Source organism: Nonomuraea sp. NPDC003707 (assembly GCF_053587055.1).
Window position 1 is genome coordinate 51517 of the sequence record NZ_JBSFNK010000036.1, and the last position, 26075, is coordinate 77591.

Genomic DNA, 26075 nt, shown 5'->3' on the forward strand with positions numbered 1-26075 from the left:
CACGGCCCAAAGCGACAGTGCGTGACCGGGAGCTCCGGGACGGCTTGACATAAAGCACTTAGCGGGCAACGCGACGTGGGAAACGCGCCCCGCAGCGTTGTCACGGCCGCGACCGCCGGACCCATCCCCCGACTGTCCTGACCGAAACTCGTGTCTGCGCAGGCCCCCAGGTCATCTGCTGTGACCTGGGGGCCTGCAAGACTGCTGTCAGGCCACCCGGTCGTGATCACAACTGGTGAGCACGGCCGGGTGGCGTCGGGGAGTCACAGGCCTCCTCCGCGGGCCTGTGCACGACGTGAATGCTTACATCGGATTCACTCGGTCGGGAAAGGCGGATCATGCCGTTCGCTCATGCCGGTTGACACCCGTCCGACCATCAAGTAAGACTCCCATTATGCAAATAACTCAAGTTTGGGAAGAACAGTGGACGACAGGCTGGACAACGCTCACTCCGTCTGAGCCGTACGGCGAGTATTATCTCCTGTCGTACAAGAACGGGTCGGGAAACGCGGACCTCAGCAAGTTCCACAAGGACGGCTCATACAGCGGGGTATGGCAGCAGGGGTGGAGCACGGGGTGGACGACACTCACTCCGTTCGAGCTATACGGCGAGCCGTACCTCCTGTCGTACAAGAACGGGTCGGGAAACGCGGATCTCAGTAAATTCCACAAGGACGGCTCATACGGCGGGGTATGGCAGCAGGGGTGGACGACGGGGTGGACGACAATCGTCCCCTTCAAGGCGTACGGCGAGTATTACCTCCTGTCGTACAAGAACGGGTCGGGCGAAGCGAGTCTTGACAAGTTCGGCGGGGGCGGCTCATACAGCGGGGTATGGCAGCAGGGGTGGAGCACGGGGTGGACGACACTCACTCCGTTCGAGCTATACGGCGAGCCGTACCTCCTGTCGTACAAGAACGGGTCGGGAAACGCGGACCTCAGTAAATTCCACAAGGACGGCTCATACGGCGGGGTATGGCAGCAGGGGTGGACGACGGGGTGGACGACAATCGTCCCCTTCAAGGCGTACGGCGAGTATTACCTCCTGTCGTACAAGAACGGGTCGGGCGAAGCGAGTCTTGACAAGTTCGACCAGGACGGCTCGTACAGCAATGTGTGGCAGCAGAACTGGGCGACGGGGTGGACGACGCTCGCTCCGTTCGAGCTGTACGGTAAGTGTTATCTGCTGTCTTACCAGGCGGAGACGGGAACTGCGGAGCTGAGCAGGTTTGATTTCGCCGCTGAGGCGGCGTCCGGTCGGCCGGTGCCGTCTATGACGGCGAAGGGGATTTACGAAACGCTGAAATAGAGGCGAGGGTGTCGCGGTGACACGGCAAGATGGTCACCATGAGTAAGCATTCACGGCCTGTGCGTTTCGGGTTCTGTTGATCGCGCTGTGTGATCGTTCAGAAGTGTGCAACGGTACGACCGGCTCCGGAACGTCAGGCGGTGAATGCTCACCCTCCTTTGGTGGAGTGACTGAGTGACAACCGCGGCGGACGATCAGGGACGTTGACGGACGCTTGCGGATGGTCGGGGCCTGGTCAGCGGCGTCATGAGCCCGGCGGGAACGGGTGCTCGGCTTGCCTGAAAGCGGAAGGTCAGCAGTTCGACCCTGCCCCTGACCACCAGCAGTGAACAGCCAAGATGCCCCGAAGCGAGAAACGCTCCGGGGCGTTTTCGTGTTTGCGGCGGCGACGTCGCCACCTCCGCTGGCAGGCTGATATTCGTGTGGTTACTTCCCTGGCCTGTGGCGAAAGATCCTGATCACGGTACGGTGTTGCCCAGGGTGCTTCGGGTCGTTCACGCGTCGCCGGGATCAAGATCTGCGAGTGCCACAGGACGCGCATCACCACACGAGACGAGCCCTACGAGGAGAGCCATCCGGGATCGAGCCGCGCCTCAATGGCTACCGTGTTGACGCTTGGTCTTCTGCCACGTCCAGCCAACGCCGATACCAATGAGCGAACCCGAGTGGTTTTCCGGCGTCGTCGTAGAGCGGTTCGTATCCAGCGTCGCCAGCGATGTTGTCAGCCCACATCTGGCCCCGCGCAGGGCCCGTGATCACCAGGGCCTCCCGGTACGCGCAGCCGAGATGGCATAGGTACAACAGCCCGATCGAATGCCGGGAGTCGAAGACAACCGTTTCGTGCTGCTGCCAGTACGCATCCTCAGCCGCGTCGAATTCCTCGGTGGAATCGAAGTCTGCTTCGTCAGGCGGTCCAGGCAGACCGTCGGCCGGGTTGAACGCTTCGATATGAGGAAACGGCTGGTCCAGCGTGTTCAGGTCGGTGAGCTCGGCGCCGTCGCCCTCCCACTGCCACCGTCCGTTCACACGACGCACGGGAAAAAGACCATAGGCAGGACCTGCCCCGCCGCACCCCGCCTGGAGCAGGAAGGACCGGTACTCGCCAGGTAGCTCTATGCGGAGCTGGGCCTCTACCTCGGCCAGCTCTTCGGCTTCCAGCGGCGGCTCAAGCTTCCAGCCGTGGCCCGTGGAACCGAACACCGTACCGGAGGAGGGTGCGGCGGCCAGCCGCGAAAGCCGTTCTCGTAGGTCTAACCAGTCGGCATGCGTCACGTCCGGCACGATACAAGCACGAGCGGGCGACGTCCCCGCGGGTCATGGAGGAGTGCTGTACAACTACCGCCTTACCCGACCTCATGCAGTCTCTTCACAATCACCACTTGAGCAGGACGGTCGCGGGTTTACTGAGCGTCTGCTCTTCCCTACGGATCAGATGGTCGCGTGGTGGCTGAGACCGTGACGATCGCCCACTTGGGCTGTGTGACTACCGTGTCCGTGGTCACGCATCTCTCACCTGTGGTGGTCGGTGTCCTGAAGCGACGACGAGGCAGACCAGGGGCTGAGGCCGCCGAAAGGACGTACGTGGGCGCCGTGGGTACCCGGTCGGTAGTCATGGGGGGGGTGGCAAGGACTCTGGGCGGGGCAACATGGCCGCCGTCGTCAGGTACTGCGCCGGCGGACGGCCACAGCATGCACATCAATCGGTGGCGCAAGGGCGAGCCCAAGACGTTCTTCTGGATCGACTACCGGGACCTGATCGTGGTTACCCACCGGCGTCTGTGATCAGACGCACGGGACGGCGACGGCCCCAAGTACTGGGACTGCGGAGCTGACCTACCGCCCGAAGCCGATAACCATCAAAGCTGAAATGGCTGAGGCGCCACTCTCCACAGGTGGCGCCTCAGCTCGTTTCCAAGGTTCCTTGCTCAGGCCATGACGGCACCCCCACGCCATCGCCGGGCTTCGCCGTTACAGGCACCCCGTCATCGCGAGGATCGCCCCGCGTCCGCAGAATCGAGGGCCATCGTGGCGAGGTGGCGGCCGATGCCGTAGGTGTCGGTGTCCTGCACGTTGCTGAGCACGACTACCTCGATGTCGTCATCGGGCAGGTACATGTTCATCGCCGCGTAGCCCTGGAGAAGTCCGTGGTGGTATCGGAGCCGGTGCCCGTGGAGCCGGTCGACGGCCCAGCCGAAGGCGTACGCGGTCGACGGCAGGGTGAGACAGCCGTTCGGGGGACACGGGAACTGTGGCGTGAACGCCTGCTTGACGGTGGCGGGCGGCGCGACCAGATCCGCGCCGAACGACCGGTCCCAGCGGGCGATGTCGTCCACGGTGGAGTAGATGCCGGTCGCGGAGAACGCCTGGGAGCCGTTGGTGGGCGGGGCCGGTGATCCGACCGTGAAGTAGCCCTTCGCGTACCCGGCGGGCGGATTGCCCCGGCTGTAGCCGGTGTGCCGGAGGTGGAGCGGGCCGGTGATCTCTTCATGCAGGACGGTGCCGTACGGCTGGTGCGTCACCGCCTGGATGATCGCCCCGGCCAGGACGTAGCCGCCGTTGCTGTACTTCCAGTTGGTCCCGGGCTTGAAGTCCAGCGGCCTGTGTACGAACCGCTGGATGAGTTCCCGGGTCGTGGTCGGTTGTGAGAGCTCGGCATAGAAGCCCGGCAGATCCTGGATGTTGACGATGCCGGACGTGTGCGTGAGGATCTGGCGGATCGTGACGGGCCGCCACGCCTGCGGGCAGGTCTCGATGTATGCCGGGATGAGATGCGGGCAGATCGGGTCGTCCAGGCCGAGCAACCCGCGGTCGCGCAGCTTCAGCATGAGCATCGAGGTGAACTGCTTGGTGACCGAGGCGATCCGGTAGACGGTGTCCGGCCGGTTGGGGATGTGCCTCTCCTCGTCGGCCGCGCCGGCAGCGGTACGCAGCAGCACCTGCCCATGCCGTACCACCAGCACCGAGCCGGTGAACTGCTCCTTCCGGGCCAGGTCCCGGACGTACTCCCGCATCGCCGCGGCGGTCCGATCGCCCCGCGGCGCCGGCACGGTGGCCAGCGGATCCGGATTCTGGTTCTGAGGTGCTCGGCTCGTGACAGCGGATGCGGCGATGGCAGGAGCGCCCGCGGGCATGACCCCACCAGTCAGCGCGGCACCGACCGCAAGAACCCAGGCGATATTAGGAAATTTGGGCATATTATCCCCCCGGAACGTATCAAAGTCCCGAAATATGGGCGTTTCTCCGAAGCGGGTGATTGTCGGTAGAGAGCGCCAGGTGGACTATTTTCGGGGGGTTGGTTTCCGTGCGCTGGAGCCGCAAACGGCGGTCGAAGTCTTTTTCCTTATGCATGTCCCTTCGCTCAGGCGGCGATGGTGCTGTGGCGTTCGAGCGGTGCCACGTCCCGCCATATGTCGTGATGACAGCCGATACGTTTTCGAATGCAGGATGGCTGTTCGAGGCTTTTTGGTCCTACTGGCAGCAATCGTCATATATGTGTGGGTAAGGTCGAAGCCCATGGATTCCGTCAGCCGAAGTTCCTCTTGATCGGCGGGGGCGGTCAGGTGCTCGGGGGCTGCGTTGATGCCGAGGGCGTCTTCGTGAGTCGAGCCGACGGAGAGCGGCAAGCCTGTGACGGTTGAGATCCTGGGGGCGTTCCTGCTCAGCGATTACGCGCCTACCTCGCTTTCGTCCTGATCACCTTCTGGACTGTGGCGGCACTGTCCTAAGTTGGCTCGCGTGGACGGTGGGGGGCGGATCTATCGGTATGTGGGACCGGCCGACGTGAAGGCTGCGGTCCGGCCTGGTAGCGAAGGCTGTTCCATCCGTTCGGGGGCTGACTTCGACAGGTGGGTCGCGGAGAGGTCGGCGGCGGAACTGGCCGAGCCGTTCACCTTCGTGGTCGACACGGACGGCACATTGCGGCTGGCGCCACGCCGCAGCGAGCATGTCGCGTGTGCCGCCGGCAGCCCGGTACTGAGCGCCGGAGAGATCGGGTTCAGCCGTGAGGACGGACGCTGGGTGGTCGGCGAGGTCAGTAACCAGTCGACCGGGTACTGCCCGGACACGAGCTCATGGCCGGCGGTCGCTCAGGCTCTGGATCGGGCCGGTCTGAGATGTCCGTCCGGTTTCACGAACGAGGTGGTGTTCCGGCGCTGCCTCGCCTGTCGGGAGCGCAACATCGTGCGAGAGGACGACTTCGTCTGCGTCTTCTGCGGGAGCGACCTGCCTGCGCTGTGGAACGTGGACCCGTTCGACAGTGCCCGGGAATAATCGACCGTTAGGCGCTTCGCCAGGCCTCGGTGATGCAGGACTCCTCGAAGTGCCACCAGCCGTCTGCTCGGCCTCGCGTCAGCAGCGCCTTGATCTGTCCAAGGTCTGCGTCAGCGGGCACAGTGAAGGCGACCAAGGGGAGCTCCGAGCTGAAGGATTCCCCGCTCAGGCCCAACGGGGCCAGCTGCTCGTGCACAGCCTGTGCGCTGCGTCCCAGCGGTCCATCGGGTACCGGCAGGACTCGGATCGTGCAGTTGCCCGACGCTTCCACCCGCTCGCAGGCCCAGTGAAGCCCTTCGTCGTCGGTGACGAAGCGCACTACGTCGCCCTCGGCGACCCCGTCCTGCAGGAAGGGGGCGTTGTCCACACGGGCGGTGTCCCCGCTCAGACGCGTGGCCCAGAGCCCTTCGGCGTCGTAGGGAAGCCAGCCTTGCCGGGGCACGAACTGGAACCACACCTTGATCAGGTCTGGTGCGGTGGGGAGACGTTCGGAAGGGGCGGTAGAGATCATGTCCACTCGTCCTTTAGGGCCAGGCTCGTCGCGAATCCCGGTCCGCAATGAAGTGTTCGAATGTGCTGGGGAAGGTCGGCAGATGTCTCATGCTTGCTGGTCGGGCTGGACGATGAGCGTGTAGTCGACGCCTGTGCGGAAGCTGCCGGAGGAGCCGCGGATAGTCAGGTTGTGACGGCCGGGCTTCAGCGATGGGAGGCGCACCCAGACGCCACATGCGTAGAAGGTGGCGGTTCCCTCCTCGCCGCTCATGGGATTGCCATCTACACGTGTCACGGTGACGTTGTCGTCTTCCATCCGTTCTGGCGTGACCGCCTTGCCGTCAAGAGTCGCCTTGCCTGTCGCCGTGGCCATGAACCTTTTGCATTGCTGCTCGGTGCAAATCTGATTCACCAGCGGGAAGACCACTGGCCGTCCCGCGGGAACTCTGCACGTCCGATTGACGGTGCCGCCGAAGGTCCCAGCGAGAAACCACACGTCATCGGGCTGGTTTCGGTCGCAAAACTCCCCGGTTGTGTCCGTCACAGGGTTCGTGCTCTCCTCTTCGGAAGCCGCCCATGTCCACCAACGTCCCTGGATGTTCTCCGACGCCGCGACCTTCGGTTTCGAGGACTCGATGCCGTCCGTGCCGCTGCCCTGGGCCACCCCGCAGCCGGCGACGAGACCGAGGACCAGCAGAAGCGGAATGGCGGATCTGAGTGACATGCGAAGATCATAGACTCGGCCGGCAAAGAGCGATCACCTCATGCTGTGACGATTTTGTCTTAAATGGCCTGCACTGCAAAGCGGGCGGATGTCCAAGGGGGAGCTGTTCTGGATTCGTGGCTGTTCCGTCGAGCTGGCTGAGGTGGCGATCAAATGGCAAGAGTCGGTGAAAGTCCTTTCGACTGGTCGAGGGGTCCGAATGGGCGCTGGGGAAGGCCATGATGGTCCGTCTATGTGCTTAGCGCCCGGCGTGGTCCGCGAGTTCTCTCCAGGTCGTGCCCTGGCCCCGGAGGATGTGGCCGGCCGGGAGGTTGTCGACGGTGGTGGTCCGGCGCTTGCCGGTACGGGTGAGGTGGTCGTCGGCTTGAGGTTCGAGTGGATCGAGGTCTTCGGGAAACCGACGCGTACGCGGTGAGCAGAAGGTGCCAAGTGGCCGAGGATGAGGGAGGCGCATCAACCGTTCGGTGGATTTTCGGGTCAGCAGCATTCACCGGGGAGCATGGCCGGCAGATCGATTCGGTCCGGGGGCGGGAAAACGATGCTTGAGCCATGGCAGTCATCGAAGTCACAGACCTCCGCAAGAAGTACGCGGACCTGACGGTTCTGGATGGGGTGTCGTTCTCCGTGGAGGAGGGCGAGATCTTCGGCATCCTCGGTCCGAACGGCACCGGGAAGACCACCACCGTGGAGTGTGTGGAGGGGCTGAGGCGGGCCGACAGCGGGTCGATCAAGGTGCTCGGGCTCGACCCGGTAAAGGACGGGCCCGGGGTGCGTGAGCAGATCGGGGTGCAGCTCCAGGACACGCAGCTCCCCGAGAACATCAAGGTGTGGGAGGCGCTCGACCTGTACGCCTCCTTCTACGCCGAACCGCGCGACTGGCGGGAGTTGCTGGAGGAGTGGGGGCTGGCGGACAAGCGCAACGGCCGGTTCGGGAAGTTGTCGGGTGGGCAGAAGCAGCGGTTGTTCATCGCGCTGGCGCTGGTGGGCAATCCGCGGGTGGCGTTCCTCGACGAGCTGACCACGGGGCTCGACCCGCAGGCTCGCCGTACCACCTGGGAGCTGATCAAGCGGGTCCGGGCGAGTGGCGTGACGGTGGTGCTGGTCAGCCACTTCATGGACGAGGTGGAGGAGCTCTGCGACCGTGTGGCCGTCTTCGACCGCGGGCGGGTGGTCGCGCTCGACACCCCGGCCGGGCTGGTCGACGGGATCGACGCCGAGCACCAGATGCGGTTCACGCTGATGGCGGGGGACATGGTCGAGCTGGGTGGGCTGCCCGGGGTGACCGGCGTGAACAGGACGGGGGATCGGGTGGTCGTCACGGGCAGGGGCGACTTCGCCACGGCGGTCACCGCGCAGCTCGCCCGTCACCACGTCCTGGTCAGCGATCTGCGCATCGACAAGCGCACCCTTGACGATGCGTTCGTCGCGCTGACCGGCCGTTCGTTCGACGGGCCCTGACGTCCGTCTCCCGAATGTCCGCCCCCTCACCACGCCTATGTCCAAAGTCCGCCGACGTCGGGGCCGCTGAAGGTCCTGGCTTATGGACGCGTGACCCGCCGACGACCGAACGTCTCATCCACTGACGGAGGAAGATCATGACCAAGCTCGCCATAGTCGAACTGAAGCTGCTGACCCGCGAACCAGGAGCGATGTTCTCGCTGCTCATCCCGCTGTTCATCATGGTCGTCTTCGGAAGCTCGATCGACCCGGGCGACACCGTGCTCCTGCCGATGGCGCTGGCGATCGCCGTGGGGCTCGTGGGCCTGTACATGCTGCCCACCACCATGGCCACCTACCGCGAGCGCGGCATCCTGCGCAGGCTCTCCATCACACCGGTACGCCCGGTGAACATGCTGGTGGTCCAGTTGCTCCTGCAACTCGTCCTCGCGCTGACCGCATGCGCCCTGCTGGTGACGGTCGCCGGCACCGTGCTGAAAGCCCACCTGCCCACCCAGGTGCTGCCCGGCGTGCTGGTCTTCCTGCTCGGTACGGCGGCCATGTTCGCCATCGGCCTGCTCATCGCGGCCCTGGCCAAGAACGGCCGAAGCGCCAACGGGATCGGGGTCCTGCTGTACTTCCCGATGGCCTACCTCGCCGGACTCATGCAGCCCGCGGAGCAGATGCCCGCTTTCGTGGCCCGCATCGGGGAGTTCACCCCTCTGGGCGCGTTCCGGCAGAGCCTGCGGGACGTCTGGGAAGGCGGCGCTCCCAGCCCGCTGCTGCTCGCCGTGATGGCCGCGTACGCTGTGGTCATCAGCATGGCCGCGGCCAAGTTCTTCCGCTGGGAGTAGTGAGGTATGACCGGGCGGCTCGACCGATGGGAGCGGCTGCTGGAGCGCCAGATGGCGGCCGCTCCGTACGTCCTGCTCGGGACCTCCACAGTGCTCTCCCTGCTGACCGGCGAGACGGGCGGCAGGCCGTGGGTCATGCTCGCCCTGGCCGCGCTCGCGGCCGTCTGGATCTGGCTGGTGCCCCGGGGCGTGGCGTACGTGGCCGGGCTGGTGGTGCTGATCGGAGCGCTCTGTACGCAGGGGGTGTGGTTCGCGAGCTTCTTTGGTTTCGCCGGATATCTCCACTCGTGGCAGTACCTGAAGGGGAAATGGCGGTTCGCCGGGGTGACCGCCACGGCGGCGATCAGCGTCGCGACCTACAACGGCGGCCTGCCCGACCCCACCCCGACCGGGATCCTCGCCTTCCTGTTCTTCACCACCGCCATCGTGGCCCTGGTCGGCCTGTTCAGCTTCGTCGGCGAGATCACCGCCGAGCGGAGCGCCGAGCGCAAGCGGATGGTGGCGCAGCTCGAAGCGACCATGAAGGAGAACGCCGGACTGCACGCTCAGCTGCTGGTCCAAGCCCGCGAGGCAGGCGTTTTCGACGAACGGCAGCGCATGGCGGCGGAGATCCACGACACGCTCGCCCAGGGCCTCACCGGCATCATCACCCAACTCCAGGCGGCGCACCGGACCGAGGAGTGGCGGCGACACGTGGACAACGCGATCCGGCTGGCGCGGGAGAGCCTGGCCGAGGCCCGGCGCTCCGTGCACGCGGTGGGGCCGGGGCAGCTGGAGGCGGCGCCGCTGCCCGACGCGCTGGCGGAGGTCGTCGCTCAGTGGGGGGAGCTCAATGGGGTACGTGCGGATCTGACCATCACTGGTACGGTCCGTCCCATGCATCCGGAGGTCGAGGAGACGCTGCTCCGCACCGCGCAGGAGGCCCTCGCCAACGCGGCCAAGCACGCGGGCGCGTCCCGGGTCGGGCTGACCCTGTCGTACATGGAGGATGTGGTCACCCTGGACGTGCGTGACGACGGCGCCGGGTTCGACCCCGAGCGGGTCAGCGACGGCGGCGGCTTCGGCCTGATCTCGATGCGGAAGCGGGTCACCCGGGTGGCGGGCACGCTGGAGATCGAGTCCGAGCCCGGCTTCGGCACCGCGATCTCCGCGAGCGTCCCGGCGGTGGCGCGTGCCTGAGATCTCCGATTCCCGCGTGGGTGAGGCCCCGATCCGGCTGCTGATCGCCGACGATCATCCCATCGTCCGTGACGGCATCCGCGGCATGTTCGCCGGCGACCCCGACTTCGAGGTGCTCGGCGAGGCCGGGGACGGCGCGCAGGCCGTCGAGCTCGCGCGGGCGCTGGACCCCGACGTGATCCTCATGGACCTCCGCATGCCCAGGATGGACGGCGTCTCGGCCATCAAGGAGCTCGCCAGGCTGGGCATCGCGGCCCGCGTCCTCGTACTCACCACCTACGACACCGACCGGGACGTCCTGCCCGCCATCGAGGCCGGAGCCACCGGCTACCTCCTCAAGGACACCGGCCGCGACGAGCTCGTCCGCGCGGTCCGTACGGCGGCGCGGGGCGAGGCCGTACTCTCCCCGTCGGTCGCCACCCGGCTCCTCGGCCAGGTCCGCGCGCCCGCTGACCCGCTGAGCGCCCGGGAGCTGGAGGTCCTCCAGCTCATCGCCGACGGCGCCACCAACCGCGAGGTCGCCACGCGCCTGTTCATCAGCGAGGCCACGGTGAAGAGCCACGTGCTGCACATCTACACGAAGCTCGGCGTCAACGACCGCGCGGCCGCCGTGGCCGTCGCCTTCCGCCGCGGCCTGCTCACCCTCGAGAGCGGCTGACCAAAGTCCACTCACGAGAGAGCGCTCTCTTGACAATGGGCGTGATGTTGCCGGATTGTTTCCGTAAAGCGACAGCCGTGGATCGGATGAGGTAATCAGTATGGTCCGCACCCCCCATTTCAGAGTGTTATTCACCGTCGGCGCCGTTCTCGTCGCGCTGCTCGCCCCGCTGGTGGGCACCGCCGGCGCCGCCCCCGCCCCCGGGCCGCTGGTCTGGTCCGACGAGTTCAACGGAGCCGCGGGCAGTGCCGTCGACCAGTCGAAGTGGCGCTTCGACATCGGCGGCAGCGGCTGGGGCAACAACGAGCAGCAGTACTACACCGACAGCACCCGCAACGCCGCCATGGACGGCGCCGGCAGCCTCGTGATCACCGCCCGCCGCGAGAACCCGGCCAACTACCAGTGCCACTACGGCACCTGCCAGTACACCTCCGCCCGCCTGCTCACCGCCGCCACCTTCACCAGGGCGTACGGGCGGTTCGAGGCGCGCATGAAACTGCCCCGCGGCCAGGGCATCTGGCCGGCCTTCTGGATGCTCGGCGACAACATCGGGCCGGTCGGCTGGCCCGGCAGCGGCGAGATCGACATCATGGAGAACATCGGCCGCGAGCCCAGCACCGTCCACGGCACCATCCACGGCCCCGGTTACTCCGGCTCCGGAGGCATCGGCGCCCCGTACTCGATCGGCGGCATCTTCGCCGACGCGTTCCACACCTTCGCCGTCGACTGGTCCCCGAACCTGATCATCTGGTACGTCGACGGCGTCGAGTACCAGCGCCGGACGCCGGCTGACCTCGGCGGCAACCGATGGGTCTTCGACCACCCGTTCTTCATGATCATGAACGTGGCGGTCGGCGGCTACTGGCCCGGCTACCCCGACGGCACAACGACCTTCCCGCAGACCATGTCCGTCGACTACGTCCGCGTCTACGCCCCGCCCACCAGCGGCTCCGGCGGCCGGATCACCGGTATCGGCGGCAAGTGCGTCGACGTGGCCGGCGCCGCCACCGCCAACGGCACCGCCGTCCAGCTGTACGACTGCAACAACACGGCCGCCCAGAGCTGGACGTGGAACGCCGACGGCTCGGTACGCGCGCTCGGCAAGTGCATGGACATCACCGACGGCGCCACGGCCAACGGCGCGAAGGTGCAGCTGTACGACTGCAACGGCACCGGCGCCCAGCGCTGGACCTACGACTCCGGCACCGGCCGGATCGTCAACCCCCAGTCCGGCAGGTGCCTCGACGCGACCGGCGCCAGCTCGGCCAACGGCACTCGGCTGCAGATCTGGGACTGCGCGGGCAGCGCCAACCAGAAGTGGACCCGCTCCTAGGGTAAAGGGCTTCTCCCGTCCAGGGAGGAGCCCTTTATAAATGCCGGAATTGATGAGAACGCGCTCTCTCAACAGGCGCGCTAGGCGAAGATGCCGGTCACTCCCTAGTCTGGTCCTCCCCGGGAGGACGGAGGGAGCCGGTGGAGCTCCGGGAGATCGAGATCTTTCTGACGCTGGCCGAGGAGCTGCATTTCGGCCGGGCCGCCGAGCGGATGTACCTGTCCCAGTCACGCGTGAGCCAGACCATCCGCGCCATGGAGACGCGCGTGGGCGGCCGGCTGTTCGAGCGCTCCTCCCGCCGCGTGCGGCTGACCCCGCTGGGCGAGCGGCTGCGCGACCGGCTGCGGCCGGGGTTCGAGCAGATCCACCTGGCCCTGGCCGAGGCCCGGGAGATCGCGTCGGGGATCACCGGCGTGCTGCGGGTCAGCCTGCTCAACTTCGCCGCGGGCGGCCCGGTGTTCTCGGAGATCGTACGGGCGTTCACCACGGCCCATCCGGGCTGCGAGGTCGTGGTGTACGAGGCGTTCCCCGGCGAGGCGCTGGGCCGGCTGCGCCGCGCCGAGCTGGACGTCGTCGCCCACTGGCTGCCGATCCGCCGCCCGGACCTGGTCGTCGGCCCCGTCCTCATGCGTGACGATCGCGCGCTGGTGGTGCGGGCCGGGCATCCGCTGGCCGAACGCGGCTACGCCACCGCCGAGGACCTCGGCGACCACCACGTGATCGACGCCGAGGGAATGGTCCCGGCCGAGACGCTGGAGGCGCTCTACCCGCCGCTGACCCCGGCGGGGCGCCCGATCGGCCGCCGCCATCGGGAGGGCCGGATGATCGAGGTGCTGTCGCTGGTGGCCCGCGGTGAGATCGTCCATCCGACGGTGGCCTCGCTGTCCGACTACTACACCCATCCCGGGGTGTCGGTGATCCCGCTGCGCGGGCTGCCGCCGTCGGAGAGCGCGCTGGTGTGGGCGGCCGAGCGGGAGACGGCGGCGGTCCGCGCGTTTGCCGAGGTGGCCGGGCGGCTCAGCGGGGCCTCCAGCGCCTGGCCGGCCACGGGCTCGCCGAGCTGAAACACCAGCCAGATCCGCGTACGGTCACGCAGCACCGCCGGCTCGGCCAGCGGGTCGCCGTCCACCACGACCAGGTCGGCGAGCTTGCCGGGTTCGACGGTGCCCAGGTGCTCGTCCAGCCCGAGGGCCCGGGCCGCCGTGGCGGTCGCCGCGACCAGCGTCTCGGCGGGGCTCATGCCGTGCCGGACCATGCGTACGACCTCGACGGCGGCGTCGGAGAACGGCTGCCAGTCGTGGCCGAGCGCGATCGGCACGCCGGCCGCGCGGGCCGCGGCGAGCGTACGGCCGGCCTCGACGAGGTTGTGCTCGGCGAGCTCCACCAACGGCGGCGTCCACGCCGCATGAGAGCCCCCCTCAGAGAGACCCTCGGAGAGGCCCGCGACGCCGTAGTAGCACGACAGCGTCGGCACGAGGATCTGCCCGGCCGCGGCCATCATGTCCAGCAGGTCAGGCCGCCGGTGGAGGTACATGCCGTGCTCGACGGTGTCCACGCCGTGCCTGATCGACAACTCCGTGCCGGGCAGGCCCTCCGCGTGCGCCGCCACCCGGTACCCGAGCCGGTGCGCCTCGTCCACCAGCGCGGCCATCTCCTCCTCGGTCACCTGCGCGGGCCGAGGGTCCTCCAGCTCGACCGAGCGCGCCCCGGTGGACATGATCTTGATGAAGTCGGCGCCCCGCCGCACCTGCTCGCGCACGGCCTTGCGCACCTCGTCCGGCCCGTCCGCCTCCCGGTACATCCCGTCGAAGAACCGGCCGCCGGGAGCGGTGGCCGACACGATCCGGCCGCAGGTCAGCAGCCGCGGCCCGCGGAAGGCCCCGTACCGCATCGCCTGCCTCGCCGTGACGACCGCGTCGTCATACGAGCCGACGTCGCGCAGCGTCGTGAACCCCATCCGCAACGTCTCCCGCAACCGCGCGGCCAGGAAGTGCGCGGTCACGTCCGGCCACAGCGGCTCGGCCCCCTCGGCGGGCGCGGGCGGCGTCGCGAACACGTGCGCGTGGGCGTCGATCAAGCCGGGCAGGACGGTACGGCCCGCCACGTCGACGATGTCCGCCCCGTCGGGCACACCGTCGCCGGCCTGCCCGACCAGCCTGACCACGCCGTCCTCGACGAGGATCCCGGCGGCCGGCCGGACGGGGCCGCCGGTCCCGTCGAACAGCCGGGCGTTGGTCAACCAGAGACGGCCGGGGCGGCAAGGGGGATCTGAGAGTCTCATGCCCTTCATCGTTCGCCGATGCCCGCGCCGGAACAACGACGGACCGCTCACCCCATCGATGAGCCAGACTCATCGCTGGCATGCGGAGATAGCCTTTGTCCGCCTCCTGCGCGGCTGCCCACAATGACCGGCATGAACAGAATCAACTACTGGGCCGTAGGGGCCGCGGCGGTGGCGACGCTCGTCGCGAGCTCCGTCTACTACATGGTTTTCGGCGGGGTGTGGGCGTCGCTGCGCGGCGTGGCCACCGCCGCGCCGCAGCCCTGGGAGCTCGCGGGGCAGCTCGGGAGGAACCTCATCGAGGTGCTGGTCATGGCCGTGCTGTTGAGCCGGTTCCAGATCCGCACGCGGCGCGAGGCCGTGGGGTTCGGGCTCCTGGTGTGGCTCGGGTTCCAGGCCATGATGATCGCCGGTTCCGTCCTGCACGAGTCGTACCCGGTGGGGCTGTACGTCCTGCATGTCGGCGATGCCCTCATGACCACCCTCCTGGTGGTGTTCATCCTCTCCACCTGGCGCCCCGCGACCTCCTGAGATCCGGGGCCGCAGAAGCGGCCCCGGATCGCGCTGTCACCGGGTCGTGCAGACGGACCCGTTGAGGGTGAAGACGGCGGGCAGGACGTTCGGGCCGGAGTAGTTGCCGACGAAGCCGACCGTGGCGGTGGCCCCCGTGGCGAGCGCGCCGTTGCCCGCCTCGTTGACGACCTTCACGTCCGGCCCGGTCTGCGTCCAGACGCCGCCCCAGCCGCTGCCCAGGCTCTGCCACGACCTGGGCCAGCCGAAGTTCAGGGTCCAGCCGCTGACCGGGGCGCCGTTGTTGGTGATGTCGATGGCGCCGACGTAGCCGCTGGCCCAGTCGGTCGTGACGGTCAGCCGTACCGAGCAGGAGCTGGTGGCGGGAGTGCCGGTCGTGAACGTCAGCGGCGGGGAGGCCCACGACAGGCCGCCGCCGCTGTCACGGGCGATCACGTTGATCGTGTAGCGGGTGCCCGGCTTGAGGTTGTTCACGGTGAACGAGGTGCCGGAGGTCTCGCCGAGCTGCTCGCTGACGGCTCCGTGCTGGCGGTGGAGCTCGTACTTGGCGATGGGGCGCGAGCCGGGGGCGGCGCCGGGCCAGGAGATCGTGGCGGTCGTGTCCGTCACCTGCGTGGCCGCCGGCTGGCCGGGGGCGCCGGGGAGGCCGGTCTGCGGGGAGGCGGGGTGCAGGACGAGGGTGGTCAGGGAGAGCGGCGGCAGCGTCTGGCCGGCCGCGGTCCCGCCGGTCGAGGTGGTGATGGCGGTGGCGCCGTTGGTGTGGGTCAGTACGGTCGGCGCGCCGGCCGCCGGGGTGTAGCCGGAGTAGTCGATCGCGACGGGGTACGACGTGTCGTTCGAGGTGTTGATCAGCATGACCGCCAGATCCCCGTTGGGCCGGCGGGCGGCGTGCGCGACGACCTTGGCCTGGTCGGTCGCGGCGCGGACGAACTGGTCGCCCGGCCGGGCGAACTTGCTCACCATCTGGAGCGCGTAATAGGGGGCGAAGGGCGTGTTGAGCGCCGGCTCGCAGACGCTGTTGTCGGAGGTGCACGTGCCGCTCGACAGCAGGCCGAAGTCGCCGTAGTCGGTGTGCCCCTCGACCTGGGTGACGGTGCCGATCCCGTTGTGGACGTTCCACCAGTCGACCGTGAACACCCCGTTCGCCAGCAGCGTCGCGTACGCGTCGGCGGCGGCCAGCGCGCCGGGCTGGGTGTTGGTGCCGTTGCTGCTGGACCCGGTGTTGAACTCGGTCATCGCGATGCCGATCCGCTCCGAGCCGGGCCCCACGTACTTGGCGAGCTGCTGGCGGGTGAGCTGGATCATGTCGGTCACGTGGCCGGCCCTGTCGAGGGCGCCGGGGTACCAGTGCAGGATCACGAAGTCGATCTTCGATCCGGCGTTCGCGAGGACGACCTTGTTCCAGGTGCCGCTGTCGCCGTCGGCGGTGATGGCGTCGGGCCAGTTGGCGGCCGTGGTCAGCACCGCGCCGATCTTGATGGTCGGGTCGACCGCCTTCATCGCGTCCGCGTAGGCCACGACGTTGCGGGCGTACTCGGCCGGGCTCTTGTCGGCGTGGTCGTCGGCCTCCCAGGCGGAGCCGTAGTGGCCGTTGCCGTAGTTCTCGTTGCCGATCTCCCAGTACTTGATGCCGTAGCCCTTGGTGACGTTGGCCTGGCGGACCCAGGCCGCGGCCTCCTCGGCGGTGCCGGTGCCGTAGTTGGCGGTCACCATGGCCTGCGCCCCGGTACGGCGGACGCCGCGCATGAACGTGTCGAAGTCGGTGTTGGGCGCCACGTAGCCGCCGGGGGCGGTGTGGGTGGCCCAGTGGTAGATGTCGGAGTACGACCCGCCGGGATAGCGCAGCATCTTCACGCCGGCGTCCTTGAGCCGGTCGGCGGTCTCGTCGGTCCCGAGATTGGTGTCCCAGATCGCATGGTTGGAGCCGATGCCGGTTCCGGGGACGGTGGCGAGAGCGGCACGCGCGTTGACGGTCACCGCCACCGGGGTGACGTCGTCGGCGTAGGCCGCGGGGGCGTTGAGGGCGGTCAGCGTCAGCAGGAGGGCGGACGCGGCTCGTAACAGCGGTGTGGGCATCGGCGTTCCTCGCCATGGATAGCGGAATTCACTCGACGCCTCCTCCTGACCAGGAGGCATCATGATCATGAGGTGCGCCTCCTCGCCCGTCAAACACCGTTGAAACTTTCATGGGGGCCGATCGTGGATCTCTTGCTCGTACGGCTGCGGGAGGCCGGGTTCGACGCCGTGTCCGCGGAGGCGGCCGGCGGGGGAGTGGTGGCGCTGGCCGGCCTGGCGACCCTGCGCGACGGCTCGCGCGTGTTCGCGAAGACCCTGCGCACCCCCGTGCCCGGCCTGTTCGAGGTGGAGGCCGAGGGGCTGCGGGCACTGCGCGAGCTGGGCGGCGTCACCACGCCCGAGGTGCTGGCGGCCACCCCCGGCCTGCTCGTGCTCGAACCCCTGCCACCGCGCCGCGACGGCGACGAGCGCTTCTGGGAGGACCTGGCCCGCACCCTCGCCACCCTCCACACCACCACCGCGGCCGACAGGTTCGGCTGGCACCGGGACGGCTGGCTGGGGCGGCTGCGCCAGGACAACACCTGGGACGCCGACGGCCACGCGTTCTTCGCCGAGCGCAGGATCCTGCGCTGGCTGCCGGAGCCGCTGGTGGCGGCGGCGTTCGGCCGGCAGGAGCGGCGGGCGCTGGAACGCCTGTGCGCCGCCCTGCCCGACCTGCTCCCGCCACGGCCGCCGGTGCTGACGCACGGCGACCTGTGGCGCGAGAACATCCTGTCCGGCCGCGCGGGCGGCCCGGCGCTGATCGACCCGGCCGTCTCCTACAGCTGGGCCGAGGCCGACCTCAGCATGCTCTGGTGCTCGCCCCGCCCGCCCGCCTCGGACCGCTTCTTCGAGGTGTACGCGGACGCGGCGCACCTGGCCGACGGCTGGCGGGACCGCATGCGGGTGTTCCACCTGCGCGAGCTGCTGAGCAGCCTCGCCCACGACGACAACCCGAGGGAGTCCGCCGAGGCCGTACGGGAGATCATCAGGCCCTTCGCCTAGTTGTACTTGTACAGCCTGGTGGCGACCCGCCGGTTGTGGTCGAAGAGCGAGGCGCGGTACATGCTGACGGCGAGGTCCCCGTGCTCGGCCTTGCCGCAGGTGTTCACCCCGGCCAGCTGGTGGATCTCGAACCGAGCGGTCGGGTCCCCGGCGATGAAGTACTCGGCGCGGGCCTGGTACTGGTCGGCGCTCGTGTCACAGGCGAAGACGACCGTGTTCCGCTCGTTGAAGCACAGGGTGGAGGCGCCCTTCGTGGAGGTGCACACCTTGGACCGGGACCGCGCGGCGGCCGTCGTGACCCGCGTCTCCCGCTTGATCGGATATTTCGTGATATTGCGGACGGTCTTCCACCGCCCGAACCGCACCCGGTGGTTGCCCTCGTAAACCGCCGCCCGGAACGTCACGATCTTCCCGATCTCTCGGTTACCCCGGACCTCGCCCTTACGCCCCAGGTTGTGGATGACGTACTTGGTGCCCAGGTAACCGTTGAGGTAATACTCCACGGTGGCGTGGAGCTCGTCGTTCGCCGTGTCCTCGATCGTGATGCCCGGACGGTCGCTCCCGTCCGGCCCCACGCAGGCCTCCGCGCCCTTGATCCGGACGCACTCGGGCTCCGCCGCGACGGCGGCGGCGGGCGTGGACACGGGCCTGGACACGGCCACCGCCGGAACGGGCGGCCGGGGCTCCGCCTGGGGCGCGGGCTCCGTCTTCGCCGCCGCCCCGTCAGCACTGAACACGGTGGCCGCCACCGCGACCGCCGCTATGAATGTACGACCTAACGCCACTCGAACCTCACCAGCCTCACGAGTCACACGCGCTTTGTCTGGGTGTGACGCGAAAGGTGGGGGAAAGGTTCCGATGCGGGAACGTTCAGCCGCCGTTCACGGACGATCGGTCTTGGACGTCAGCGTGGCCAGCGAGAGCAGCAGCGCGCTCTGGGCGAGCATGCCGGGGGCGAGCGGCGGCGCCTGGCCGACCGACTTGGTGAGCGCGTACCACCATTGGGTGAGCGGGGAGAGGGTGTCCCACGTGGGATCGGCCGCGCCCGCGCCGTGGTTGACGGACACGTGCATGAAGACGCCGTACGCGGACGCGAGCAGCACGACCAGCGCGACCACCCGTACGACGGTGACCGCCCGGGGAGTGTCGCGCAGGGCGAGCAGCACGAGCGCGAACCCCAGCAGCGCCAGTGCCACCCACGGGATCAGCTGCACCGGGCTCTGCCAGTGGCGTTCGAAGGCGAGCTCGAGGGCGGCGCCCATGATGCCGATCGCGACCAGCCCCAGAAGGCCGAGACGCACCACCGCGCGGCCCGTCGAGCGGGCAGCGGGCTTCACCGAGGTCGAGGTCGAGGCCATGCGGGACCACCGTCCGATACGAGCGAGGGGGGAATCTCCGGTCCCCTCAACGCTCTCCGGGATCCCTCAGAGCTTCCTGTGCGGATTCTGAAGATCTCGTGAGAATGACCGCCTCGAACATCCGCGCCAGCTCCGCCGCGTCCTCCTCGGCGTGATGCGTGTGCGGCAGCCCTTCGAGGCCCAGCCGCCGCTTCATGGTCCTCTTGCCCGTCTCCGACCACTGGCAGCCGGTCTGCCCCATCCAGTAGCTGCGCAGGTCGATACCCGAGCCGGTCACCCCGAACGGGCTCCTGCCGGTGAACCGTACGAAATACCAGTGCACGAACATCCCGTCCCACACCGCGGGCGCGGCCAGGAACACGGGGCGGCCGACCTTCCGCAGACCGTCGACCCAGCGGGCGGCCGCCGCCATGGCCACCTCGGGCGCGGGGGCCTCGCGCAGCAGCCGGTCGCGGTCAAGACCCGAGACGGCCAGCGCCTCGGGCACGAAGTCGTCGGAGATCGGCCGCAGCTCCGTGTAGAAGGTCAGGCCGGGCCGCCCGGCCACGGCCATCCCCAGGGAGATCATGCTGTACGGGCCCGGGATCGGCCCGTCGGCCTCCACGTCCACGGCGACATAAAGCTCAGGAAGTCGTGACACGGGGGAAAGCGTAGCTGCACGACATCTGCACCACATCCGCACACGGGGCTGGTGGATCCGGCGGGGCCGCACGCGGTGTGCTCGAGGAGCAGCCTAGTGGGGGAGGCGTCGCGTATGGACGAACCGATCGTGGATCCCGCCGCCTCCCGGCGGGAACGGCGGCGGATCCGCGGTGTCCGGACACTGTTGCTCGGCCGCCGGGAGCCCGCGCCGCCGCCGTGGATGAGGCGCCTACTCGCCGTCGCCGCGGGGGTCACGGGGCTGAGCGGCGCGCTGTTCGGCGCCGCGGCCCTCAGGACCGACCACGAGTCGGCGGGGATGGCGGGGCTGATGGTCTTCCTCGTCACCACGCTCTATGTCGGCCTCTCCATGCCGGAGCCGGAGCGGAGGGGCGGCGAGCGTCACGTCCACCCCGCCGAGCTGGACTCCGAGGCTCTCACCCTGCTGGCCCGGGCCAGGCAGGCGATCCTGGAGGTGACCGACTCCCGGGTGAACCGCCTGGGGCTCCTCGACACCGTCGCCAACGACGTCGTGCTCCCCGAGCGGCTGTGGCACGTCGCCCGCCTCCTGCGTACGCAGACGGAGCTGCGGGCCGAGCAGGCCGAGGCGCGGGTGGAGCTGATGACGCCCGAGCTGGCCGCCGTGCTCGAACCCCAGCAGGAGGCCCTGCGCCGCTCCGTGGCGGCGGTCACCGAGCGGGTGTGGGAGCTGGAGGTGTACGCCGGCCGCGTCAAGGCGGCCGACTCGGCCCTGCGCGCCCAGGAGCTGCAGCGCAGCAACGACAGATATCGGGACCTGCTGGCGCAGACCGGCGACGCCGAGGGCCTGCGCGACCTGACCGAGCAGGCGGACACGCTGGCCAGGAGCCTGCGCGAGGCGGTCGAGGCGGGCCAGACGCTGGCCTCAGAAATCACGCCACTCGTCGAACCATGAGCCGGCCTCGCCCGAGGGCACGCCCGCCTGCGCCGCCAGCGCCATGAAGGCGTCGCCCGCCTCCTCCCGCCGCAACGTGTCGATCATCCCGTGCCGTCCGTCGAGGTCGTTGAGCCTCTCCACGAACTCCCGCAGCGTCTGCCTGGCGTCGGCCACTCCGCCCGGATCGTCGGCGCTCAGCCGCCCGATGGCCTCGGAGGCCGTCGTGTAGGCCCGGCACGCCGCCGCTCCCGCCCGCCGGTCGTCGTCCACCCAGTTGCGCAGCGGATTGTCGATGTTGGCGGCCAGCCACTTGTCCGACTTGGCGCCGCGCAACCGGACCTGCACCTCCGATCCCCGGTAGCGCTGCTTGATCGGCCCGCTCTGGCTGCTCCTGAGCGAGGCGACGCTGACGTGCCGCAGGGCGCCGCCGGGCGGGGGCAGCATCGACGCGTCGACCCCGTACGCGTCGATCAGCTCCAGCGTGTGCAGCTTGGGGAACGCGGTCGCGCCGACGAGCCCGCCGTACGAGCGGAGCCACTGGATCCGCAGCGACTCCAGCTCGGCGAGCCCGTCCAGCGCCGCGAGCCGCAGGTCGCCCGCCACCTCCATCGCCACCTCGCGCACGCCGCTCAGCCCGGCGGGGACGCCGGAGCGGGTCGTCACGCGGATCCACCGCCCGCCGGCGGCCGCAGTGACGAGCTCGGGCGGCGCCGCGTCCAGGCGCAGGCGGGTCAGGGTGGGCGGCAGGACGAGCCGGCGCGGCGAGGCTCCGGCGAACGTCAGATCGTTGAGATGCGTCCCGCCCAGATCGACCTCGCCGCGCGGATCGGCCCAGTGCAGGCTGGTGATGATCGGCCGGGACGAGAGGGCGGCGGCGAGGCCCCGATCGGGCCCGGCCCAGGTCAGCGAGGTCACCCGGGGCAGCGCGTCCAGCCCGGCCCAGCGCACCTCGCCGTGGAGCTCCCGCAGGTCGAGCCCCGACACCATGGCGGGCCTGCGGATCCGCCGGCCGCCGAAGTCGGCCTCGATCTGCCCGGGAGCCGCGCTCTTGTAGGCGGCCTTGATCTCGTCGGGCACCCGCAGGTCCCAGTGCCGCTGCAGGACGACCTGCACGCCCAGGGCGGGCCATCCGCCGTACGCGCTGGTCGAGCGCGGCAGGCCGGCGCTCACCGGCAGCGACCCGAGCCGGACGAAACCGGCGGGCAGCGGAGCGGCCGCGTCGACGGACAGGATCTGGGGGACGCCCTCCCAGCTGTGGTGGTCGATGATCAGCGGGCGGGCCCCGCGCAGGTCGTCGAGCGCGGGCGCCGCGTCGGAGTGCCAGTCGAACACGCACACCGTCAGCTCGCCGTCCGCCGCCGTCACCTGGCACGCGCCGAAACCGCCGAGCGGCAGGGGCACGGCCACGACGTCACCGATCTCCAGCATGCCCGGCAGGCTAGCAACCGCGGGCGACAACCCCGTGGAAAAGATTCCGCCCGCGCGGGATCATTGCCGCATGGACGTACTCGCGGCCGTCGCGGTGATCCTCGCGCTCGTGCTCAACGGCCTCATGGCAGGGGTCTACTTCGCGTTCTCGACGTCGGTGATGCCGGGCCTCGACGCCGTCGACAAGGAGCAGGCGGCAGCCGTCATGCGGAGCATCAACCAGAAGATCCTCAATCCGGCGTTCCTGTCCACGTTCACGCTGGCGCCAATCCTCGCGCTGGTCGCCGGGATCCTGCTGTTCGTGGCCGGACCCGGCAGCCTGCCGGGCATCCTGGCCGTCGCGGGCGCCGTCGTCGCCTTCGCCGGCTCGATCATGGTGACGGGAGCGGTCAACGTCCCGCTGAACAACGCGATCGACGCGGGCGAGGTCGACTGGGCCGACTACCTGCCCCGCTGGACCCGCTTCAACACCGTGCGCGGCTGGGCCTGCGCGCTCACCGTCGTCCTCCTGGGCGCCGCGCTCTACGTCTGGGAGTGATCCGGCTTGTGCCGCTGGTAGTAGCGGGCGACGCGGATCCGGTTGCCGCAGAGCGTCGGTGAGCACCAGCGGCGGCGGGGGTGGGCCGGGAGGAAGAGCATCCGGCAGTCGGGTGCCTCGCAGGAGCGGACCTTGCCCACGTCGGGGTCCGTCAGCAGCTCCACGGCCGCCTCGGCGAGCTGCGTGAGCAGGCGGCTCACGTCCGTGCCGTCCCGCCGCGCGACGCTCGTGAAGACGACTCCCCGGGCCTCCAGCCGAGGGTACGGCGGGGAGAGCCGCAGGGCCTCGTTGATCGCCGCGATCGAGTCGGGCGGCGCGGGGACGGCCTGGCGGGCGGCGTCCAGGGCCGCTTCCACATGACCGCGCAGCCGGCGGACGGCGGCCAGGTCGGCGGCCGGGAAGGGCCCGCCGGGCAGGGTGAGGCGGTCCGACTGCCTGGCCAGCCAGTCGCCGAAGTCGGCGGACCGGTCCAGGGCGTCGTGGTCGCGGGACCGTGTGTTGACCAGGTCGAGGGCCAGGGGCTCACCCGTCAGCAACTCCATGCCGCTAATGCTACATCCACGAGTTGACCCATTAGCGCCCGTCGGTCTATAACTAATGCGTCTTCGCAAGAAAGAGGCATGTGAGATGCGGATTCCACACATCAGGCACGGGTTCGTGGACGTCGAGGGGGTCGAGGTCTTCTACCGGGAGGCGGGGCCGGAAGGCGGGGTCCCGCTGCTGTTGCTGCACGGGTTCCCGTCCGCGTCGCACCAGTACCGGCGGCTCATGGACGCCCTGGGCGGCCGCTATCGGGTGATCGCACCCGACTATCCCGGATTCGGGCACACGCGGGTCCCCGACGGTTTCGCGTACTCCTTCGACCGGCTGGCCGACGTCGTCGAAGGGTTCGTGCGGGTGATCGGGCTCGGGCCGTTCGTGCTGTACGCGTTCGACTTCGGCGGGCCCGTCGGGTTCCGGGTGGCCGAGCGGCATCCCGAGTGGATCGCCGGGCTCATCGTGCAGAACGCCAACGCGTACGACGAAGGGCTGTCCGAGGTGGCACGCCAGGCCGTCAAGGCGCCGTCCGGGGAGCTGTTCACGCTGCCGTTCACCCGCGGCCAGTACGAGGACGGCACGGCGGACCCGGCGCTCGTGGCGCCCGACGGGTGGACGCTCGACCAGCACTTCCTGGACCTGCCGGGACGCAAGGAAGCGCAGCTGGCCCTCGCCCGCGACTACGCCGGGAACCTCGCGCGCTACCCGGCCTGGCAGGCATGGCTACGCCTGCACCGCCCGCCCACGCTGGTGCTCTGGGGGCGGGGAGACGCGATCTTCCTGGAGCCGGGCGCCCACGCGTACCGGCGGGACGTGCCCGAGGCGGAGGTGCACGTCTTCGACACCGGGCACTTCGCGCTGGAGGAGAAGCTCCCGGAGATCGCACCGGTCATCGCGGACTTCCTGGAAAAGACGACCACGTGACGAAAGCCCCACGGTTACCCGTGGGGCCCGACGGGCGTGAACGAGAATCCGGCGCGGGCGCCGGTCCTCGTCACGTCAACCAGGAACGGCTATCGACGGCCGGGAGGACGGTCGTCTTCGTCGTCTCCGGCGCCATAGTCATCGGCGTAATCGGCATAGCGATCCGCCAGCTCATCGTTGAGGTCGTCGGCGTCGTCATTGCTGCTGGAGTCTCCGACCCCGAGTTCATCGCGAAGACGATCAAGATCCGTGCCACCGCTGTTGTACTTCAGCTGGCGAGCAACCTTGACCTGCTTGGCCTTTGCTCGGCCGCGCCCCATTGGCTCGACCCCCTCGTGTGGGGTCGTCCCCGACCCCCTCGTCGCTAACGCACCACACACTGACGCCGCGTCTCTTTGGGCGTCAGCCTATCGTTCGCCTATTACCGTACCTGTTTTGTGCCCAGCTCGGTACGTCGTATGGACGTGGGCCGTCAGCGGCCCAGCCAAATGCCCCTAATACGCCCGACTTCCGACATTCTGCGCTCGGCTAGCCTATCCGCTGCGACAGCGGGCGGAACGCCCTCATCGGCAGCGATTTGGAAGATCTTCAGGGTCGTGTCGTAGATCTGGGTGGCCTTCGATCTGGCTCGTTCCATGTCGAAGCCCTCGATCTCGTCCGCGACCTGGATCACGCCTCCCGAATTGACGACATAGTCGGGCGCGTAGAGGATGCCGCGCTCGGCGAGTTGCTTCTCGACCCCGGGGTGGGCGAGTTGGTTGTTGGCCCCGCCGCAGACGATCTTCGCCCGGAGCCTGGCGACCGTCGCGTCGTCGAGGGCGCCGCCCAGCGCGCACGGCGCGAACACGTCGATGTCGGATCCGCTCAGCTCGGCCGCGTCGGCCACCACGTCGACCTCCGGATGGCGCAGGCGCACCCGCTCGACGGCCTTGGGGGCGACGTCGCAGATCACGACCTCGGCGCCGTCCTCGCGCAGGAGCTCGACCAGGCGGTGGCCCACCTTGCCGACCCCTTCGACGCCGACGCGCCTGCCGTGCAGCGACGGAGTGCCGTACACGCGCTCGGCCGAGGCCCGCATGCCCTGGAACACGCCGTACGCGGTCAGGATGGACGAATCCCCCGCCCCGCCGTAGGCCGGCGAGCGGCCGGTCACGAAGCGTGACTCGCGGGCGATGAGGTCCATGTCCTCGCTGTAGGTGCCCACGTCGCAGGCCGTGATGTAGCGCCCGCCGAGCGACTGCACGAACCTCCCGTACGCGCGCAGCAGCGCCTCGTTCTTGTCGTGGGCCGGGTCGCCGATGATGACGGCCTTGCCGCCGCCCAGGTCGAGCCCGGCCAGCGCGTTCTTGTAGGACATGCCCTTGGCGAGGTTGAGCACGTCGGCCAGGGCCGCGCTCTCACTCTCGTACGGATAGAAACGGGTGCCTCCCAGCCCCGGGCCCAGGGCCGTGTTGTGGATGGCGATGATGGCACGCAGGCCGCTCTGCTCGTCGGCGCAGAACACGACCTGCTCGTGGACGTCCTTTTGGGACGAACCGAAGACGTCGGTCACGGTAGTGACTCCCTGTCCGGTCCGCCGCACCTTTGCGACGGAGATCACCTCACAGC

At 69.0% G+C, this 26075-nt stretch carries 25 protein-coding genes and 1 pseudogene; 13 read left to right on the forward strand and 13 right to left on the reverse strand.

The features are described 5' to 3' along the window. Window positions 1-394 precede the first annotated feature (394 nt). Entirely contained in the window at window positions 395-1309 is a 915-nt protein-coding gene (locus ACWDRB_RS53545) for a hypothetical protein (RefSeq protein ID WP_449908202.1), read from the forward strand. Window positions 1310-1909: 600 nt separating this feature from the next. On the opposite strand, the gene ACWDRB_RS53550 is transcribed toward ACWDRB_RS53545, so the two are convergent. After that, a complete protein-coding gene (locus ACWDRB_RS53550) occupies window positions 1910-2581 on the reverse strand; it encodes an SMI1/KNR4 family protein (protein WP_449908204.1) in 672 nt (223 codons plus the stop codon). Between the two features lie 710 nt (window positions 2582-3291). Further along, window positions 3292-4356, reverse strand: coding sequence for a serine hydrolase domain-containing protein (locus tag ACWDRB_RS53555; RefSeq protein WP_449908205.1), 1065 nt, complete (start codon window positions 4354-4356; stop codon window positions 3292-3294). Between the two features lie 688 nt (window positions 4357-5044). Between ACWDRB_RS53555 and ACWDRB_RS53560 the strand changes: the two genes are divergently transcribed. Then, window positions 5045-5578, forward strand: coding sequence for a hypothetical protein (locus ACWDRB_RS53560; protein WP_449908207.1), 534 nt, complete (start codon window positions 5045-5047; stop codon window positions 5576-5578). Between the two features lie 7 nt (window positions 5579-5585). On the opposite strand, the gene ACWDRB_RS53565 is transcribed toward ACWDRB_RS53560, so the two are convergent. Both ACWDRB_RS53565 and ACWDRB_RS53570 read right to left on the reverse strand, forming a co-directional pair. Next, window positions 5586-6089, reverse strand: a complete 504-nt coding sequence (locus ACWDRB_RS53565) for a DUF4265 domain-containing protein (RefSeq protein ID WP_449908209.1) — start codon at window positions 6087-6089, stop codon at window positions 5586-5588. A gap of 87 nt (window positions 6090-6176) precedes the next feature. Beyond that, window positions 6177-6794 carry a signal protein gene (locus ACWDRB_RS53570; protein WP_449908211.1) on the reverse strand — a complete coding sequence of 206 codons (618 nt, stop codon included), beginning with the start codon at window positions 6792-6794 and terminating at the stop codon, window positions 6177-6179. Between the two features lie 549 nt (window positions 6795-7343). Here ACWDRB_RS53570 and ACWDRB_RS53575 point away from each other — a divergent pair. From ACWDRB_RS53575 to ACWDRB_RS53600, 6 genes are all read left to right on the forward strand, one after another. Beyond that, a complete protein-coding gene (locus ACWDRB_RS53575) occupies window positions 7344-8252 on the forward strand; it encodes an ABC transporter ATP-binding protein (RefSeq protein ID WP_364261200.1) in 909 nt (302 codons plus the stop codon). A gap of 137 nt (window positions 8253-8389) precedes the next feature. Continuing rightward, window positions 8390-9085 (forward strand): ABC transporter permease, encoded by a 696-nt coding sequence (locus ACWDRB_RS53580; protein WP_449908214.1) that lies wholly within the window; start codon window positions 8390-8392, stop codon window positions 9083-9085. A gap of 6 nt (window positions 9086-9091) precedes the next feature. Further along, window positions 9092-10264: a sensor histidine kinase gene (locus ACWDRB_RS53585; RefSeq protein ID WP_449908215.1), complete on the forward strand. Its 1173-nt coding sequence runs from the start codon at window positions 9092-9094 to the stop codon at window positions 10262-10264. A 16-nt stretch (window positions 10265-10280) separates the two neighbouring features. Then, window positions 10281-10922 carry a response regulator gene (locus ACWDRB_RS53590; protein ID WP_449908217.1) on the forward strand — a complete coding sequence of 214 codons (642 nt, stop codon included), beginning with the start codon at window positions 10281-10283 and terminating at the stop codon, window positions 10920-10922. A 124-nt stretch (window positions 10923-11046) separates the two neighbouring features. Further along, window positions 11047-12255 carry an RICIN domain-containing protein gene (locus ACWDRB_RS53595; RefSeq protein ID WP_449908219.1) on the forward strand — a complete coding sequence of 403 codons (1209 nt, stop codon included), beginning with the start codon at window positions 11047-11049 and terminating at the stop codon, window positions 12253-12255. 140 nt (window positions 12256-12395) lie between these two features. Beyond that, window positions 12396-13319 carry a LysR family transcriptional regulator gene (locus ACWDRB_RS53600; protein ID WP_449908221.1) on the forward strand — a complete coding sequence of 308 codons (924 nt, stop codon included), beginning with the start codon at window positions 12396-12398 and terminating at the stop codon, window positions 13317-13319. An 11-nt stretch (window positions 13320-13330) separates the two neighbouring features. Here the strand turns inward: ACWDRB_RS53600 and ACWDRB_RS53605 are convergent. Then, window positions 13331-14545, reverse strand: a pseudogene (locus tag ACWDRB_RS53605) (amidohydrolase family protein); the annotation flags it as partial. A 123-nt stretch (window positions 14546-14668) separates the two neighbouring features. On the opposite strand from ACWDRB_RS53605, the gene ACWDRB_RS53610 reads away from it, so the two are divergent. After that, window positions 14669-15067 (forward strand): DUF1761 domain-containing protein, encoded by a 399-nt coding sequence (locus ACWDRB_RS53610; RefSeq protein WP_449908223.1) that lies wholly within the window; start codon window positions 14669-14671, stop codon window positions 15065-15067. A gap of 36 nt (window positions 15068-15103) precedes the next feature. On the opposite strand, the gene ACWDRB_RS53615 is transcribed toward ACWDRB_RS53610, so the two are convergent. Continuing rightward, a complete protein-coding gene (locus ACWDRB_RS53615) occupies window positions 15104-17143 on the reverse strand; it encodes a cellulose binding domain-containing protein (protein WP_449908224.1) in 2040 nt (679 codons plus the stop codon). Between the two features lie 123 nt (window positions 17144-17266). On the opposite strand from ACWDRB_RS53615, the gene ACWDRB_RS53620 reads away from it, so the two are divergent. Next, entirely contained in the window at window positions 17267-18127 is an 861-nt protein-coding gene (locus tag ACWDRB_RS53620; RefSeq protein ID WP_449908225.1) for a fructosamine kinase family protein, read from the forward strand. Here ACWDRB_RS53620 and ACWDRB_RS53625 read toward each other — a convergent pair. The 3 genes from ACWDRB_RS53625 to ACWDRB_RS53635 all read right to left on the reverse strand — a co-directional run bounded on the left by ACWDRB_RS53625 (window position 18124) and on the right by ACWDRB_RS53635 (window position 20125). Then, the gene (locus ACWDRB_RS53625; RefSeq protein WP_449908227.1) at window positions 18124-18876 is read right to left on the reverse strand and encodes a hypothetical protein; all 753 of its coding nucleotides are present in this window, start codon (window positions 18874-18876) and stop codon (window positions 18124-18126) included. The two genes, ACWDRB_RS53620 and ACWDRB_RS53625, sit on opposite strands and share 4 nt — an antisense overlap. Before the next feature lie 132 nt (window positions 18877-19008). After that, the gene (locus ACWDRB_RS53630) at window positions 19009-19485 is read right to left on the reverse strand and encodes a hypothetical protein (protein ID WP_350737496.1); all 477 of its coding nucleotides are present in this window, start codon (window positions 19483-19485) and stop codon (window positions 19009-19011) included. A gap of 46 nt (window positions 19486-19531) precedes the next feature. Next, a complete protein-coding gene (locus ACWDRB_RS53635) occupies window positions 19532-20125 on the reverse strand; it encodes an exonuclease (RefSeq protein ID WP_449908228.1) in 594 nt (197 codons plus the stop codon). A gap of 114 nt (window positions 20126-20239) precedes the next feature. On the opposite strand from ACWDRB_RS53635, the gene ACWDRB_RS53640 reads away from it, so the two are divergent. Then, on the forward strand, window positions 20240-21058 hold the full coding sequence (locus tag ACWDRB_RS53640) for a hypothetical protein (protein ID WP_449908230.1): 819 nt from the start codon (window positions 20240-20242) through the stop codon (window positions 21056-21058). Here the strand turns inward: ACWDRB_RS53640 and ACWDRB_RS53645 are convergent. Beyond that, complete coding sequence (locus ACWDRB_RS53645) at window positions 21029-22468, reverse strand: hypothetical protein (RefSeq protein WP_449908232.1); 1440 nt, start codon at window positions 22466-22468, stop codon at window positions 21029-21031. The genes ACWDRB_RS53640 and ACWDRB_RS53645 overlap by 30 nt on opposite strands. Window positions 22469-22538: 70 nt before the next feature. Between ACWDRB_RS53645 and ACWDRB_RS53650 the strand changes: the two genes are divergently transcribed. After that, window positions 22539-23006: an anthrone oxygenase family protein gene (locus ACWDRB_RS53650; protein WP_449908234.1), complete on the forward strand. Its 468-nt coding sequence runs from the start codon at window positions 22539-22541 to the stop codon at window positions 23004-23006. On the opposite strand, the gene ACWDRB_RS53655 is transcribed toward ACWDRB_RS53650, so the two are convergent. Further along, complete coding sequence (locus ACWDRB_RS53655) at window positions 22991-23548, reverse strand: CGNR zinc finger domain-containing protein (RefSeq protein ID WP_449908235.1); 558 nt, start codon at window positions 23546-23548, stop codon at window positions 22991-22993. The two genes, ACWDRB_RS53650 and ACWDRB_RS53655, sit on opposite strands and share 16 nt — an antisense overlap. Before the next feature lie 85 nt (window positions 23549-23633). On the opposite strand from ACWDRB_RS53655, the gene ACWDRB_RS53660 reads away from it, so the two are divergent. Further along, complete coding sequence (locus ACWDRB_RS53660) at window positions 23634-24467, forward strand: alpha/beta fold hydrolase (RefSeq protein WP_449908237.1); 834 nt, start codon at window positions 23634-23636, stop codon at window positions 24465-24467. Window positions 24468-24556: 89 nt separating this feature from the next. Here the strand turns inward: ACWDRB_RS53660 and ACWDRB_RS53665 are convergent, their stop codons facing one another. Together ACWDRB_RS53665 and ACWDRB_RS53670 are read right to left on the reverse strand one after the other, a co-directional pair. Then, window positions 24557-24787, reverse strand: a complete 231-nt coding sequence (locus tag ACWDRB_RS53665) for a DUF3073 domain-containing protein (RefSeq protein ID WP_350737475.1) — start codon at window positions 24785-24787, stop codon at window positions 24557-24559. A gap of 152 nt (window positions 24788-24939) precedes the next feature. Then, window positions 24940-26019, reverse strand: a complete 1080-nt coding sequence (locus ACWDRB_RS53670; RefSeq protein ID WP_449908239.1) for a Glu/Leu/Phe/Val family dehydrogenase — start codon at window positions 26017-26019, stop codon at window positions 24940-24942. Between the last annotated feature and the right edge of the window lie 56 nt (window positions 26020-26075).

Coding starts and splice junctions, on each gene's coding strand:
- ACWDRB_RS53640 (WP_449908230.1), top strand. CDS start 20,240: ATGGACGAACCGATCGTGGATCCCGCCGCCTCCCGGCGGGAACGGCGG.
- ACWDRB_RS53630 (WP_350737496.1), bottom strand. CDS start 19,485: ATGGCCTCGACCTCGACCTCGGTGAAGCCCGCTGCCCGCTCGACGGGC.
- ACWDRB_RS53615 (WP_449908224.1), bottom strand. CDS start 17,143: ATGCCCACACCGCTGTTACGAGCCGCGTCCGCCCTCCTGCTGACGCTG.
- ACWDRB_RS53565 (WP_449908209.1), bottom strand. CDS start 6,089: ATGATCTCTACCGCCCCTTCCGAACGTCTCCCCACCGCACCAGACCTG.
- ACWDRB_RS53650 (WP_449908234.1), top strand. CDS start 22,539: ATGGACGTACTCGCGGCCGTCGCGGTGATCCTCGCGCTCGTGCTCAAC.
- ACWDRB_RS53665 (WP_350737475.1), bottom strand. CDS start 24,787: ATGGGGCGCGGCCGAGCAAAGGCCAAGCAGGTCAAGGTTGCTCGCCAG.
- ACWDRB_RS53545 (WP_449908202.1), top strand. CDS start 395: ATGCAAATAACTCAAGTTTGGGAAGAACAGTGGACGACAGGCTGGACA.
- ACWDRB_RS53645 (WP_449908232.1), bottom strand. CDS start 22,468: ATGCTGGAGATCGGTGACGTCGTGGCCGTGCCCCTGCCGCTCGGCGGT.
- ACWDRB_RS53570 (WP_449908211.1), bottom strand. CDS start 6,794: ATGTCACTCAGATCCGCCATTCCGCTTCTGCTGGTCCTCGGTCTCGTC.
- ACWDRB_RS53585 (WP_449908215.1), top strand. CDS start 9,092: ATGACCGGGCGGCTCGACCGATGGGAGCGGCTGCTGGAGCGCCAGATG.
- ACWDRB_RS53610 (WP_449908223.1), top strand. CDS start 14,669: ATGAACAGAATCAACTACTGGGCCGTAGGGGCCGCGGCGGTGGCGACG.
- ACWDRB_RS53660 (WP_449908237.1), top strand. CDS start 23,634: ATGCGGATTCCACACATCAGGCACGGGTTCGTGGACGTCGAGGGGGTC.
- ACWDRB_RS53655 (WP_449908235.1), bottom strand. CDS start 23,548: ATGGAGTTGCTGACGGGTGAGCCCCTGGCCCTCGACCTGGTCAACACA.
- ACWDRB_RS53580 (WP_449908214.1), top strand. CDS start 8,390: ATGACCAAGCTCGCCATAGTCGAACTGAAGCTGCTGACCCGCGAACCA.
- ACWDRB_RS53575 (WP_364261200.1), top strand. CDS start 7,344: ATGGCAGTCATCGAAGTCACAGACCTCCGCAAGAAGTACGCGGACCTG.